Annotated in this window: 8 protein-coding genes and 1 pseudogene; 6 read left to right on the forward strand and 3 right to left on the reverse strand. The window is 58.0% G+C overall.

What is annotated here, in order from left to right; translation table 11 throughout:
- The first annotated feature begins 1,462 nt into the window (after positions 1-1,462).
- Both ACVI1L_RS23795 and ACVI1L_RS23800 read left to right on the forward strand, forming a co-directional pair.
- Complete coding sequence (locus tag ACVI1L_RS23795; RefSeq protein ID WP_456783944.1) at positions 1,463-3,235, forward strand: IS701 family transposase; 1,773 nt, start codon at positions 1,463-1,465, stop codon at positions 3,233-3,235.
- Between the two features lie 837 nt (positions 3,236-4,072).
- Positions 4,073-4,216: pseudogene (locus ACVI1L_RS23800) on the forward strand (transposase domain-containing protein); the annotation flags it as partial.
- A 378-nt stretch (positions 4,217-4,594) separates the two neighbouring features.
- Here the strand turns inward: ACVI1L_RS23800 and ACVI1L_RS23805 are convergent.
- From ACVI1L_RS23805 to ACVI1L_RS23815, 3 genes are all read right to left on the reverse strand, one after another.
- Positions 4,595-5,338, reverse strand: coding sequence for an SDR family NAD(P)-dependent oxidoreductase (locus tag ACVI1L_RS23805; protein WP_456783945.1), 744 nt, complete (start codon positions 5,336-5,338; stop codon positions 4,595-4,597).
- 1 nt (position 5,339) lies between these two features.
- Entirely contained in the window at positions 5,340-6,956 is a 1,617-nt protein-coding gene (locus tag ACVI1L_RS23810; protein WP_456783946.1) for a GMC family oxidoreductase, read from the reverse strand.
- A gap of 97 nt (positions 6,957-7,053) precedes the next feature.
- Positions 7,054-7,845 carry an SDR family NAD(P)-dependent oxidoreductase gene (locus tag ACVI1L_RS23815; RefSeq protein WP_456783947.1) on the reverse strand — a complete coding sequence of 264 codons (792 nt, stop codon included), beginning with the start codon at positions 7,843-7,845 and terminating at the stop codon, positions 7,054-7,056.
- Positions 7,846-8,944: 1,099 nt separating this feature from the next.
- On the opposite strand from ACVI1L_RS23815, the gene ACVI1L_RS23820 reads away from it, so the two are divergent.
- The 4 genes from ACVI1L_RS23820 (at position 8,945) to ACVI1L_RS23835 (ending at position 14,582) form a co-directional block, all read left to right on the forward strand.
- On the forward strand, positions 8,945-11,413 hold the full coding sequence (locus ACVI1L_RS23820; protein WP_456783948.1) for an alpha-ketoacid dehydrogenase subunit alpha/beta: 2,469 nt from the start codon (positions 8,945-8,947) through the stop codon (positions 11,411-11,413).
- A gap of 25 nt (positions 11,414-11,438) precedes the next feature.
- Entirely contained in the window at positions 11,439-11,675 is a 237-nt protein-coding gene (locus ACVI1L_RS23825) for a lipoyl domain-containing protein (RefSeq protein ID WP_456783949.1), read from the forward strand.
- Positions 11,672-12,451, forward strand: a complete 780-nt coding sequence (locus ACVI1L_RS23830) for an alpha/beta fold hydrolase (RefSeq protein ID WP_456783950.1) — start codon at positions 11,672-11,674, stop codon at positions 12,449-12,451. The genes ACVI1L_RS23825 and ACVI1L_RS23830 overlap by 4 nt, the downstream gene beginning before the upstream one ends.
- Positions 12,452-12,962: 511 nt before the next feature.
- Positions 12,963-14,582 carry a GMC family oxidoreductase gene (locus tag ACVI1L_RS23835; RefSeq protein ID WP_456783951.1) on the forward strand — a complete coding sequence of 540 codons (1,620 nt, stop codon included), beginning with the start codon at positions 12,963-12,965 and terminating at the stop codon, positions 14,580-14,582.
- Positions 14,583-14,857 lie beyond the last annotated feature (275 nt).

The following is a 14,857-nucleotide window of genomic DNA, read 5'->3' on the forward strand; positions in this document are numbered from 1 at the left end:
GTGATTCCTCTTGGCGGAAGAACCACTTGCATAACCTACCGGCCGCGATCACCAAGCGGCGCGGTCCCTCGTGGATCGCGCCGACGCCGGGCTCGTAACTCCGGTCGGGCTACGCCCTCCCTACATCACGAGCCCGGCGAAACTCTCTCTCCTTGATTGACGCGCTCTTCCATCCTGATCGCCGCGCGACAGTCCTGGGCCTGAGCCGTGTCATGACAGTCGACCACGTGGGCGAGGGCGTCCTCGTCAACGCGGTCTGCCCGGGCGCTAGGTCGAGGACCTGCGAAAGGGATTTTACGCGCGCGTGCCATCTTCCAGAGGGCCACACCCGAGTAGATTGCCGCCGCGTTCGCCTGCCTGACCTCCGGAGAGGCTGGCTTCATGCCGGCACCCGGCTGGTAATAGATGGTGGCGTCACAATGCATTGATGTCCCTGGTCTAACTCCACGAGCAGCAGCCATTGGAGGTGTGGTCGAGTGGCGCAGCTGGTCGAAGGCTTGAGCGCCACTCCACTCCACGTTGAAGGATTAGTCCCGTTGTGAAAGCGGAACAGTACACGTACGTCATCGTCGAGTGCTGATTCGCTTGCTGCGTCCTTGCATCACGACCTCTTAAGACCCTTACCGACTTTTGGAAGCGGGTGGGTGTGGATTGGAATCGTTTGATTCGGATCACGATGCGCACGGGCAAGCTGCTCCACAACGGTCTGCATAAAATACAATGAACTCACCATAATCACCAAGAAGGTCGCCTAAACCCGCCATTCAAATTGCGAAGCAAGTGACTTCAACGTCCGCTACGAGGCGAAGAGGGAAGCGAGCACCAATTGCTCCTTCGATGATAGCTCCACTGATTGTATCAAGGTCGCGCGATGCGAAGAGATAATCAGTTCGGAGCGCGGACACTGGTCAAATCAGAAAATTCCTCAATCGTGACATGGGTAGTACGAACTGATTATAGAAGGGATCGAATATCATAAGCCGCGAGGTGGCGGCATAGAGGGACCATAATCAGTTGAACCGAGAGCTTGTTGCCTGCTGTCTGATTCCCTTAACCGCGGCATCAGGGAGCGGGTAGCTCTAGCCTAGCACTACTTTGGGTGCGCCGGGAGACCGGCAAGGAGTAGATGGTGAAAGTCCATTGCGATGAAGGTGTAGCGAACCACATCGGCCCCGAGCCGTGCGCAGGCCTCCGCGAGGGGGTCGGCGAAGCGTCGGTAGGGGAGCATGCAGGCCAGCCATTGAGCCGCGAAACAGTGTTATCCCGGGCGTCGACGCTGTCCAAAGAGCGGAAGGCAACATGGGCGAGTGCGCAAACGCGAGCACCCGTCCAGCCCGGCGTGGTCGTAGACCCTGGCATGCATGGAAGCTCCTTGTACGGGAACCGGGATATCTCCGGGTCGGCCACCTTCCTCCTCCGAGGATATGGTCCGCAGCGGGAAGGCGAGGAGCCGTAGCCGCTGATGCACGACACGGAGAAGTCTGACTCTGGCATAGTAGCTGAGAAGCCGACGAACAAAGCCGGATTACCGGCGGAGGAGTGGGTGGAGCCAAGGCTGGGGACCAAGGGAAACGCGGAACAGCGGCGCATACACCGGACACAGGGCCGGGCTCGCATGACCCAGTCGCTGGACCGCGTACGGGCAGCCGCAAGGCTGAGGAAGAAGGACCGGTTCACCGCGCTCCTTCACCACATCAATGTCGATACACTGCGGGCGGCGTTCTTTGCGCTCAGGCGTAGGGCCGCTCCCGGAGTGGATGGCATGACGTGGCAGGACTACGAGGAAGATCTCGAGCCCCAGCTCGCCGATCTGCACAAACGGGTCCAACGAGGAACATACCGCCCGCAACCGTCTCGCCGGACGTACATACCAAAGGCAGACGGCAAGCAGCGGCCGTTAGCGATCGCGGCTCTCGAGGACAAAATCGTCCAGGGCGCCACCGTCATCGTGCTCAACGCCATCTACGAAGGAGACTTCTGTGGCTTTTCCTACGGGTTTCGGCCCGGCAGAGGGCCACATGATGCGTTGGACGCGCTCTGCACAGCGATCGAGACGCGGCAGGTGAACTGGATCGTTGACGCCGACATCCAAAATTTCTTTGGCGCAGTCAGTCAATCTTGGCTGGTGCGCTTCTTGGAACATAGGATCGGCGACAAGCGCATCATCCGCCTCATCCACGGCAGGGATGCGGTGCTGGTTATTGATGACACCTCACTGCCGAAGAAGGGTGAGCGCTCGGTCGGTGTTGCGGCTCAATACGCGTCGGCTCTCGGTAAAACGGCAAATTGCCAAACGCTGGTGTCTTTGACGCTTGCGCGCGGCGAAGTGCCCGTGATGGTCGCGTTACGTCTCTTTCTGCCTGACAGTTGGACAAGCGACGTATCTCGTATGAAGCGCGCTCGCGTGCCAGTCGAACATCGAACGGCACGGTCCAAGCCCGAGATTGCTCTAGCCGAGATTGACCGCGCAATGGCAGCCAACGTGCGCTTTGGATGTGTGCTGGCGGATGCAGGATACGGCCTCAGCGCACCGTTTCGACAAGGGCTAACAGAGCGCGGGCTGACCTGGGCTGTCGGCATCCCTCGGCACCAGAAAGTGTATCCGGTCGATGTGAAGCTCATTTGGCCGATTACCAAGGTCCGCGGAAAACCACGAAAGCACCACGTGCCCGATATCTTATCGATTGCCGCAGAACAAATGCTCGCCAGCGCCAAATGGAAAACCGTGAGTTGGCGTAGCGGGACGAAAGGTCGGCTGAAAGCCCAATTTGCTGCTCTCCGTGTCCGGACCGCCGACGGCCCTCCGCAGCGGATATGGGATAAAGGTCAGCAGCATCTCCCAGGCGACGAAGCCTGGCTCATTGGCGAGCAACGTGCGTCCGGGGAGAAGAAATACTATCTGGCCAATCTTCCGGCGGCGACGGATCTGCGCACGCTGGCCGCCACCATCAAGGCACGGTGGATTTGTGAGCAGGCGCATCAGCAGTTGAAGGAGGAACTTGGACTTGATCACTTCGAAGGGCGATCATGGCAAGGTCTTCATCGTCACGCCTTGATGACAATGATTGCCTACGCCTTCCTGCAACATCGTCGCCTCGCATACGCGGGGCGGAAAAAAAAGAATCAACGGGCCTCCGCCTCAGCCAACCATGCCAGCCGTACGTCACGCCATCGTCGATCTCATCCTTCGGCCGCCGTCTCAGCAGTGCCCATATTGCCGAAAGCAAATCCGTGAAAAACAGCGGCGAAAACACAATCTGCCAAAGTAGTGCTAGTTTCTGTCGCGAAACGGCTGAACTTAGGGGGCTCGATTCAAGCGATGCCGATAGATTGGGTACAAAAGTTACGGAAAATGCGGGAACCGGCGAGCTCATAACTGGCGGCTTTTTCGGTGCGGTTCGGAGTTGCGCGCCGTCTGTCAGCTTGGGATGTGCTGAGCTGTGGCCACTTGGAATGACCGGCGGGTCGTCGTGTCGATCAAGCAGCTTTTCGCTTGCGTGACGGTCGCGCCAGCATTGCTGCGATCCTCATGAAATTGTTGGCGACCACGGTGGCACCGACCCACAGCTCGAAACGCTCGCGTCCTTCGGCAAGACAGCGCTTCATGCCGCGGCCTCGGCACAGCGCCGATATGCGCCCCTAGATGTCGGCGCGCTGACCATTCTTGAAGACGAGGCTCTTCTCCTACGCTTCACGTCGACCCGTCCTTTTGCCGTCACGCTGCGGAATGCAGCAGCAGAGCGCAGTGGGACCTCATCGAATTGGGCGCAAATAGGGGACAGATCGTTACGCAAGAGGTCGACGGTCATGACGTTCTCGGGCCCGGCCCTTTTCGAACGCAAGCAGGAGTTCAGCGCGGCGCCGGTCTTCCTTGGAATCAGCGGAACGCCCGATCGTACCCTTGATGGAGCGTGTTTCTACCCTTCGTCGATCAAGCTCTGGACTATCATATCCTGGCCTTCACTGTTGAAAGCGGAGGTACAAGACAAGCTATGCCAAGCCGATTACACTCCGCTCACGGTAAATCTCAAGGAGAACAAGCCCGTTCGGCATAGTTCGGCAGTCGGCATAAACGGCCAAAATGAACGGCATCGATCCGCAGGCGTGGCTCACTGACATCCTCGCCCGCATCGCCGCCCATCCGGCTCATCGGCTGGTCGAATTTCTGCCCTGCAATTGGACGCCGGCATCTCCGATCTCTGCTCAAGCCGCATGACCACCCACGTCAACAAAGTCCGTCACGTCACCACCATTACCAAGTTCGCGAAGGACCTCAGTCAAGACGACGACTGGCTATGGGACATCGCCATGGAAATAGAGATCGAGGATGGCGTGATCTGGGGTCTACGGTGTCGGGGAAGACGGCGTCCAGGCGTTCACCGACTTCGCAACCGAAAATCTGCTCGAACTTATCAGGTTCTACAAATAGAACTCCGTTCTGCTCAGGCGGTGACCGCGATGCCTGCGGTCTACGTCAAATGGACACCGTACGGGAGCTCACTTTGCTGCTTCGGCGCCAGTTTGCCCATTGTGCTATGCGAATGCTGGGGACTTTGCGGACGTCTGGGATGTGCCGCTTGGGAGCCGCGGCAGCTTACTGCATGGTCCAACCGCCATCGATCGTGAGCACGGTGCCCGTGATGAAGCCGGCATCCTCGGAAGCGAGGTAGGCGATCGCGGCGGCGATCTCCTCGGTAGTCCCCACCCGACCGATGGGCACGCGGTCGTTGATTGTCTGACGGGCCGCTACCGGATCCTCAAATTGGGCCGCCACACGCTCGAGCCAAGGAGTATCTACGGCTCCTGAGCAGATCACGTTGACGCGGATACCTTCGCCCACGTGATCGACTGCCATCGCGCGGGTCAGCCCCACTACCGCAGTCTTAGCCGCGCAATAGGCGACACGGTTTTGGTTTCCGACCAAACCTTGGATCGAGGAGATATTGACGATGCAGCCGCGGCTCGAACGCAAAAGAGGCATCGCGTACTTGGACGTTAGAAAGGTCCCGCGCGCGCAGACGGCCATGACAGCGTCGAACTGCTCGGCCCTTTCGTCCTCTGCGCGCGCGGTCGAGACGATGCCGGCGTTGTTAACCAGCACATCGAGGCGGCCGTAGCGCTTTGCCACCTGGTCGATGCATGCGGTCACGTCGGCCTCCACCGCCACATCACAGGCGATCGGGAGTGAGTCCGTGAGGTCCGCTGCGGTCTCCCGGACAGAGTCGATATGACGGGCCACACAGACGACTGCGTAACCTTGTGAGGCCAGCTTGTGGGCGGCGGTGCGGCCGATTCCCGACCCGGCGCCAGTTACTAGCGCTACTCGCGTCGTGCTCATCTCAGTAGCTCCGGCGTCCGCGGATTAGATCAGCGGCTTTTTCCGCGATCATGATGATTGGTGCATTCAAGTTTCCAGAGACCACCTGCGGCATGATCGATCCATCGACGACACTCAACCTCTCGACACCTCTAACACGCAATTCAGGGTCGACCACGGCGGCATCGTCACTGCCCATGCGGCACGAGCCGGCCCAGTGTACGCCGCACATAATTGTATTGCGTATCCAATCGCAAACCTCGTGCTCGCTACGTACGCGGGGACCGGGCGCGAGTTCGTCCTTCAGATAGGGCGCGAAGGCAGGTTGCGCGACCACTTTGCGTGCCTGCGCCACCGCTGCGGCCAAGGCCGAGAGATCACTCGGCGCCGAAAGATAGCCATGCTCGACCTTGGGCGGCGCGAACGGATCGGGCGACGCCAGCGAAACCCTTCCGCGGCTTTCAGGTCTTTGCAACGCCAGGATCATCGAGAAGCCATCGCGATCGAGCGGGCCGCCGCGAACTCCTGGCCACCTCAGCCCGCGGAATTCGAGGCCAATCATGAAGTACCACTGGATATCTGGCACAGCAAGCTCTGTTCGCGTTCGGGTGAACGCACTAGCTTCGAACACAGGGCGGCTAGCGGGTCCCGAACGCAGCAAGAGAGCTTGAAGCATCATCAACACCGCTCGGTCCACCCGCGCCAAGCTGTGTAGTGTGATTGGCTGCGCGCAACCAAAGGCCACGCGGACGCACGGATGGTCCTGAAGATTGCGTCCCACCTCAGGCCGGTGCGCAACCACAGGAATGCCTAGTTCCGCAAGGGCACGCGAGTCGCCCACACCGGAGCGGAGCAGCAGTGCCGGCGAGAGGATCGTCCCCGCACTCAGGATGACTTCCGCGTTCGCCATGACCTGAACAGTTGTTCCAAAGCGCCGATATTCGACGCCAACCGCTCGCCGTCCTTCAAAGAGAACACGCGTTGCGCGGGCCCGCGTGACCACTCGTAGATTGGGGCGCCGACGCGCCGGATCGAGATAGGCGCGGGCGACCGAGTAGCGCCGCCCGTTGTATACGGTGCAGTCAGTTAGGCCGAAGCCCTCCTGCGATGTGCCGTTGAAGTCATCGGTTTGCCTGAATCCCGCCTCGACGCCGGCGCGAACGAACGCCGAATTCAACGGATTGGACGGAGCGGCTTCTTCGACGCGTAATGGGCCATCATTGTTGTGGAATGCACCGCTTCGGGACACATGTCCTTCTGCTTTCAGGAAATACGGGAAGACGTCGGCGTGGCTCCAGCCAAGATTACCAAGTTGACGCCAATGATCGTAGTCGATAGGGTTGCCCCTCATATACATCATGCCGTTGATTGACGACGACCCGCCAATCACCCTTCCTCCTGGCCAGCTGATGCGCCGGCCCCCCACTGCTTCACTTGGTTCGGCAGACGTCACCCAGCTATGCAGACCGTTGCGCAACTTGACTGTGCCAGCCGGTATCCGGATCAAGGGATTCCAGTCGTTGCCGCCGGCTTCCAGAAGCAGAACTCGGTTGGCGGCGTCCGCCGAGAGTCGGGATGCCAAGACGCACCCGGCTGATCCGGCGCCGACTATGATGTGGGTGTATTGTTCTGCTCCCATAGTTCTAGTTCTTCCTTTAGCTATCGAGACCGATGCTTCAGTCGACCTCCTGCGCGGCTCGGCCTTCCTGCCAGTCGCGGAGCCGTAGATCCGGGGCCTACTGCATCGTGACGCCGCCATCGATCACGAGCTGCGAGCCTGTGATGAAGCCGGCCTCCTCGGACGCCAGGTAGGCGACCGCGGCAGCCATCTCCTCTGGTCTCCCCATCCGAGCAATGGGTGCACTGGCGTGGAGTCGCTTTCGCTCAGCGACCGGATCCTCCGCTTTCGCAATCAGGCGGTCGCACCATGGGGTGTCCACAGTGCCAGTGCAGACTGCGTTAACGCGAATACCCTCGCCGACGTGGTCGACAGCGAGAGCGCGGGTCAGACCGAGCACCGCCGCATTCGCAGCGCAGTAGGCGACATGCTTGCGCGCTCCGACCAAGCCGCTATACGAAGCGATATTGACAATACAGCCGCGGCTCGAGCGAAGATGGGGCATCACATACTTAGAAAAGAGAAAGATTCCGCGAGCAATAACGGCCATCACCGCGTCGAAGTGCTTCGCCGTCTCGTCCTCGGCACGCGCTCTGGAGGCGATCCCCGCGTTGTTGACCAAGACGTCGAGGCGCTCGTAGCGCTTCATGACCTGTTCGACGCAGGCGATCACGTCAGCTTCTACCGCCACGTCGCAGGTGATCCCGATTGAGTCTGCGAGCTCCGCCGCGGTCTCTCGCGCAGAGTCGCCATTGACGTCGACGCAGGCAACCGCGTAGCCTTGCGAGGCCAGCTTGTGAGCGGTGGCACGACCGATGCCCGATCCAGCCCCGGTTACTATTGCGACACGCCGTTCAGAATCCTTGGCCGATAAGCCGGTTTGCGTATCGTTCCGGGGTGGGTAGGACATTGAAATGTTCTCCGAGGCTGGCTTCCATGTAGCTGGTCGAGTGTTCCGGATTGTTCATGCTCAGTGCTCAGCATCTCGCTCCAAACCCGTCTACCTTTTCACGATGCTAAGCAGACAGCCTAAGCATTTTCCATGACCAAATCGGTATTGAGCATTTCCAAATTGGTAATAGCGATTATTAGTGCTTGCGTATGTCGAAGGAGCTTTAGGTCATCAATTCACGTGCACGAAATTCATCGAGAGCATGAACGGCGAGGCGGGTTGTGAGGTGGGAGGAGTATATCCAAGGCCGTCGATCTCAGAACTCGGGTTACGGACAGAATTGGCGTCAACCAATCTGCACACGCAGTTTAATCCGGACGCGCGTTGGATGGGCCAGCCACTGTATTTGAGAACGCTCAATAGTCCCGAGCCAGGCTCGATAAACGGGTCCATCCCTTCATTAGAACGTGACACTCAGGGCGTTCGAAGGATGAGCTGCTTTTACTCGGTTCGTGATTTCGCGGTTAATTTCGAGCTCATTCAGGTTCCCGCGATAGTGGCTGTCCGACTCCCGCTGAAACTCTGGGAGTATGCCGACATAATGAGAACAATGATCTATTCCCACCTGGTATTGATGAATTCGCAATTGGTATTGGCGTCCGAGGCCGGGCGACCATAATTCGTAAACTAATCGAATATCTCTGGAGGGGCGCCGTCTGGAAGACTACGTCAACGTTCGGGAAAGATGCTGCGGTCCCCACAGTACGGCACTTAGCAAGTTAGTAGCTGCCCGACAGGCTTTCACAGGCCCAAATATTCCGGCATGCGAGCGGATAGGGGGGGGGGGGGCGCTGTGTCGATGCCTAAGCGGCGCGGCCTTTCCTGAGCTTTTCTCCCTACCAATGTCTACATGCCCGTCGCACTGATGGAGCCCGTGATTTGCTTTCGAAACGTCCGAGGGATTACGTGTGCCAAGGGTAACGTGGCCCTCTTTGGTTTGGGCAGATAGGGACGATAAGGCGTACCGTCGGTCTGTCCATATGATCATTGCGTATCGGGCCTGTAGGTTTAGTAAGTAGGGTCTGAAATGGCCCGCGTGCTCTAATCGGAGATCGGAATGCCCAAGGAAATCTTCATTGATCCCAACGTATTCAAAGTGCGCAGCGTGCTGAGCGCTCCTTCGATTCCCGTCCATGCCTATGAGGCTAATATCGAGGCTGAGCGCGCCCGTTTTGGTGATGCGTGTCTCCTGCAAATGCTGCGTGACATGATGATCATTCGGGAATTCGAAACAGCGATAGGCTCATTGAAGTCCAAAGGCGCCTATGGCGGCGTTGAATTCAACTACAAGGGGCCGGCACATCTCAGCAGCGGGCAGGAAGCGGCCGTAGTTGGGGCTGCGGCTTCCCTTGAGCCCGGAGACCATATTTTTGGGAGCCACCGCAGTCACGGCGAATTCATTGCGAAGGGCCTAGCTGCAATCCGCAAGCTTCCCCACGAGGCCACTCGCGCAATCATGGAGCATCATGAGGGTGGAGCATTGCTTCGTACCGTTGAGAGCTGCCTTCAAGGAGCAAATGCCGCTGAGGTCGCGGAGAACTTTCTTATCCTCGGCTTTCTTGCAGAAATGCTTGCGCGCGCCACAGGTTTTAACCGCGGCATGGGCGGGTCGATGCATGCTTTCTTTGCGCCTTTTGGCATCTACCCTAACAACGCAATTGTTGGAGCCTCTGCTGGAATAGCAACCGGGGCGGCACTTCAAAAAAAGCTCGCGCATTCCGGTGAAATCACCGTGGCGAATCTGGGAGACGGTTCAACTGGATGCGGGCCGGTATGGGAAGCGATGAATTTCGCTGCAATGGCCCAATTCGAAACGCTGTGGAGTGATGTCTTCAAGGGCGGCTTACCAGTACTATTTTTGTTCCATAACAATTTCTACGCCATGGGCAGCCAAGCTATAGGCGAAACGTTGGGCCGCGATCGTCTATCGCGAATTGCGCTCGGGGTTAACAAAGAAGCTATGCATGCGGAGACCGTTGACGGAACCAACCCGCTTGCTGTGGCCGACGCGGTGAGGCGCAAGCGGGAGATTTTGATCCAGGAGAAGGGGCCAGCTCTTTTGGACGTCGAATTCTACCGTTCCATTGGGCACTCAGCCATCGACGCCAACGTGTATCGAACGAAGGACGAAATCCAAGCTTGGGCTGCACACGATCCGATCTTGCTATTCTCGGGCCGGCTTCAGGAAGCTGGCATCACGACGGTGGATAAGATTGCCTCGATTCGCGAGCAAGTCGCGTCAAGAATGCGAGAAATCCTCGCAGTCGCTGTTGATCCGGCTCTCACTCCGTACATCGATGTTGGGGCGGACCCCTTGTCGGTGGGCAAGCTCATGTTCTCTAATACCGAGATAGAGCTCCCTATCGAGAAGGCTCCGCTCTTGAAGCCTCTCGAGACCGGAATTCGCGTCCAGCAAGACGCTAAGAAAAGCAGGTCCGGCTTCGCTGAGGACGGCACAAAGCTGTCGCCCATGCGGGCAATCACTTTGCGGGACGCGCTGTTTGAAGCCATTCTACACCACATGGCTCATGATCGGACGCTCCTAGCGTATGGTGAAGAGTGTCGGGAGTGGGGCGGCGCGCTCGGCGTATATCGCGGGCTTGCCGAATTACTTCCATATGACCGTTTGTTCAACACACCCATCTCCGAAGCCACTATTGTGGCGACTGCTGTCGGATACGCTATGGAAGGTGGCCGCGCCCTCATCGAGCTGATGTACGGTGATTTTATCGGCCGAGCCGGCGACGAAGTCTTCAATCAGATGGCAAAGTGGCAGTCCATGTCCGGTGGTGCGTTAAACCTGCCCATCGTATTGCGTTGCTCTGTTGGAACGGGAGTTGAGGGGGCTCAGCACAGCCAAGATTGGACAGCTCTATGCGCAAATGTTCCTGGCCTGAAGATTGTCTATCCGGCAACGCCCTATGACGCGAAAGGACTCTTGGCCTCCGCGTTGTCGAGCAACGATCCAGTGGTTTTCTTCGAAAGTCAGCGCCTTTACGATGCTATCGAACAGTTCCGCCCCGAAGGAGTCCCGAAAGAATACTATCGGATCCCGATTGGCGAACCGGACCGTAAGCGTCTGGGAGACGATGTCACCATTCTGACTATCGGACCTTCATTGTACCCGGCGCTAACCGCGGCTGACGAGTTAGAAAAAACATTCAAAATCTCTGCCGAAGTGATTGATGCACGCTCCCTTGTGCCCTTCAACTACGCGCCTGTGCTTGCTTCCGTTAAGAAGACCGGACGCATCCTGCTCGTGTCAGAAGCTTCGGAACGGGGAAGTGTCCTAATGACGGTGGCCGCAAACATTACCCGTTTCGGTTATCGTTATTTGACAGCTGCGCCGCGCGTTCTGGGTTCGCCCAACTGGATCGTCCCCGGCGGAAGCGGCAAGGTGGATTTCTACCCGCAAGCAAATGACATTATCGATGTCGTAACTGCTGAGCTTTTCCCGGACAAGCGTGGTAATCGGCGGGGCATTCGAACCTGGGACGACCAAGAGCTCGCCAGGATCGGTCTATAGAAGCGACAATCGAACGAGGATGAGGATGGACAATCACATTGTCATGCCGGTGCTTGGAAATGAGATTGAAGAGGCGGAAGTCACCGAATGGCTCAAAGCCGAAGGTGATATTGTAGCGGAAGGCGAACAGGTCGTCTTGATCACAACGCCCAAAGTGACCACGGAAATCGAAGCGCCTGCCGCAGGTAGGCTAAAGAAGATACTTATTCCCGCAGGCGAGCTCGCCACGGTAGGAGCTACGCTAGGAGTGATCGAAACGTGACGAATGGAGTTCGGTTAATTCCTCTAGGAGGGGCCGGGCCCAATCTGCTGCTTATCCATGGATTCGGTGCCGATCGCATGACTTGGCTCGCCAATCAGGATAGGCTTCGACAGGTAGGTAGCGTCTTTGTTTGCGAATTGCCGGCTCATGGAAATCAGCCGCCTCTCGCCTCTACGATGACGATTTCGGGAATCGTCGACGAGCTGATTAAGGCGCTTGACATCCAGTGCGAGCGCTTTGTTATGATAGGTCATTCGCTTGGCGGCGCCATCGCCATCGAATTGGCAGCTCGTCGACCGGATCTTGTCGCCGCATTGGCACTTCTCGCACCCGCCGGCCTCGGCAAGGGAATAGACAGCGATTTTCTGGGCCGCTTTCCAACACTTTCCGATATGGATACCGCTTTGGCGCTTCTTCGGCGATTGGTCGCGCGCCCGCGCCTTATCACTCCTCCGATTGCCGAGCGAGTTCTTGGGCACCTGCATCAATCTGGCGTTCGCGCTGCAATGCAGATGCTAGCTCACGAACTCCTCGACGCGGACGCAGTGATCAAACCTCATGCCGTGTCCGTGACCGCTACCAATATTCCGCGCCTGGTAGTTTGGGGAGAGGACGATCGGATAAATCCAATTGACGGAACGAAACTCGCTGCGTTCAGCAGCAAAGTGATTACTTTGCCTGACACTGGCCACCTCCCTCACATCGAAGCGAGTAAGGCAGTCAACGGGCATCTTGTCAATTTCCTGAAGTCTTCTTTGCATGAAACAATGGTCTAAGTAGCAGAGGAGTTGATCGCAAAAAAGCGATTGGGTGACCGCACACTGCCGACCCGGAAATTGCTAATAGCCTAACGATGCGATTGTAGTGGACCCTGAGCGCCGCGTTAGATGGGTCGTAGGCTTGAACTCATGCATTGATGCTGCATGCCGTGTGCGGCGACATGAACGCGTCTCCAATCGCGGTCGATGAAAAAAGCGGTTGATCTATTTCGCGTCCTCACGAGGATTTAGGATGAGCAGCAGACGGGTAGTGTGCAGCGCCGGAAGAGGCATTAAACGTTCCACTACCCGGAAGCACGCCTCTCAATTGCTTGCGCGGCCGTCCCGCCGGGATCGCCTGGCTGACTTCCGAGGATACCTACGCAGTCACCGATACCTGGCCAGCGATCGAAGGTGACGTCACATGCATCGAGTTCGTAGTTGACCATTCCGTGGCCAGAACTGTCAGCGACATCCACGCCGGCGCAGTGGTGACTTGAGCATCGGATCAATACGCAGGAGGGGCGCGATGGGAGCAGAACAGTACACCTACATCATCGCCGGCGGTGGGTCGGCGGGATGCGTCTTCGCCGCACGACTCTCGGAAGAGCCTTCCAATCGCGTATTGCTTCTTGAATCAGGCGGTAGCGACTGGAGTCCTCTGATCAGGATACCCATCGGCGTTGGCAAGGTGCTGCAGAGCGGTTTCCATAGTTGGATCCACTCCGCTGAACCTAGCGAAGGGTTGGCCGGGCGACGCATCACTTGGAAAGCCGGACGTGTTATCGGCGGATCCTCGTCGATCAACGGATTAGTATATACGCGGGGCCACGCAAGTGACTACGATCACTGGCGGCAGCTGGGCAATCCGGGCTGGGGCTATGCTGACGTGTTGCCGTATTTCCTAAAAGCAGAAGGGCATTCATCCCGGAAAAACGGACTACACAGCAAGGTAGGTCCGCTGCGTGTTCGCGAAGCGGGTTCGGCAAACCCGCTATATTCAGCCTTCGTACGCGCCGGCGTCGAGGCAGGATTCAGAGAAACCGATGATTTCAACGAGTTCCAAGAAGGATTCGGCCGCTACGATTTTAATATACACAACGGACGACGCTGGTCGGTGGTCCGCGCATACCTGGATAGAGCGCGTAAGCGCTCCAATCTTCATGTGATTACTCGTGCACATGTCACACGTGTTCTATTCGAGCAACAGCGGGCAATTGGAGTTGAATATCGCCGCTTTGGAACGATTGTTCGTGCTATGGCGGATGCAGAGGTCATCCTGAGCGCGGGAGCGATCCGCTCTCCCGCTCTGTTGCTCCAGTCTGGCATCGGTGACTCGCGGGCCCTTGCTGAATTGGACATTCCTGTGATTGCGCATCGGCCGGAAGTAGGACGCAATCTTCAAGATCATGCGTCCCTTCCGATCCAGTTTGGCTGTAGCCAGCCAACTACAATGTATAGCCATTTGCGTATGGATCGAGCGGCCTTGATGATGATCCGAGCCCTCGTGCTCCGCACGGGGCTCGGCGCAACTGTTCCGTGCGAGGCGGGCGCGTTCACGCGGACGCGGCATGAGCTTGCTGTGCCGGACATCCAATGGGTATTTAGAACTGCTCTCGAAGCAGGTGGACGGGTCAGGTGGCCAGGAGCTCGCCGCGGGCCGGTCGAGCGGGAAGGATTCACGATCGCGGTGTCCCTGCAGAGGCCAGAAAGCCGCGGTAGTGTGTCACTCGCCTCGCCTGATCCGCTTGCTCCTCCCAAGGTTGATCATGGGTTCCTGTCGATGCCGAATGACCTTGCGACGATGATCGCGGCAGTCTCTCAAGTTCTCAACGTCGCCGCTCAACCTGCCCTCGCGCCATTCATCAACGAAGTAATTGCACCGGGCTCCCATGTGAAGAACGAAGACGAGACTGCCGACTGGATACGCGCCACGATCGGCAGTGGCTATCACTGGGCCGGCTCGTGCCGTATGGGCGGTGACGATGCTGCTGTGGTCGATCCTGAGCTGCGCGTTCGAGGTGTAGAGGGATTGAGGATCATCGATGGATCGATCATGCCGCGTGTGGTGAGCGGTTGCTTGAATGCCCCGATTATCATGATCGCGGAAAAGGCAGCTGATTTGATCCGCCGAGCACGACATGCTTAGGCATTTTTGAAGTGCGCATTGCCGCAATCAATCGGACCGATGTCGGTGCGAAACACCACCCTTCACATCAAGCCTTATGACGGGACGAAATACATGCTTGTTTCGGGCGCATTGCGCCCGCACTTTTCGTACAGTGGCGACTGACACGATCCTCCCCGTGCGAGCCCTGCATCGGATCTCCAGTACTTCGGGCGTGGAGTTGCGGGAACGTTATTGCTGTCGCGTGCAGCTTCGTATGGGGACTGGGCTGCCGCGAAGCGGAGGTCTAAGCTAAG

Source organism: Bradyrhizobium sp. USDA 4516 (genome assembly GCF_054055915.1).

Coding starts and splice junctions, on each gene's coding strand:
- ACVI1L_RS23795 (WP_456783944.1), top strand. CDS start 1,463: ATGCACGACACGGAGAAGTCTGACTCTGGCATAGTAGCTGAGAAGCCG.
- ACVI1L_RS23805 (WP_456783945.1), bottom strand. CDS start 5,338: ATGAGCACGACGCGAGTAGCGCTAGTAACTGGCGCCGGGTCGGGAATC.
- ACVI1L_RS23810 (WP_456783946.1), bottom strand. CDS start 6,956: ATGGGAGCAGAACAATACACCCACATCATAGTCGGCGCCGGATCAGCC.
- ACVI1L_RS23815 (WP_456783947.1), bottom strand. CDS start 7,845: ATGTCCTACCCACCCCGGAACGATACGCAAACCGGCTTATCGGCCAAG.
- ACVI1L_RS23820 (WP_456783948.1), top strand. CDS start 8,945: ATGCCCAAGGAAATCTTCATTGATCCCAACGTATTCAAAGTGCGCAGC.
- ACVI1L_RS23825 (WP_456783949.1), top strand. CDS start 11,439: ATGGACAATCACATTGTCATGCCGGTGCTTGGAAATGAGATTGAAGAG.
- ACVI1L_RS23835 (WP_456783951.1), top strand. CDS start 12,963: ATGGGAGCAGAACAGTACACCTACATCATCGCCGGCGGTGGGTCGGCG.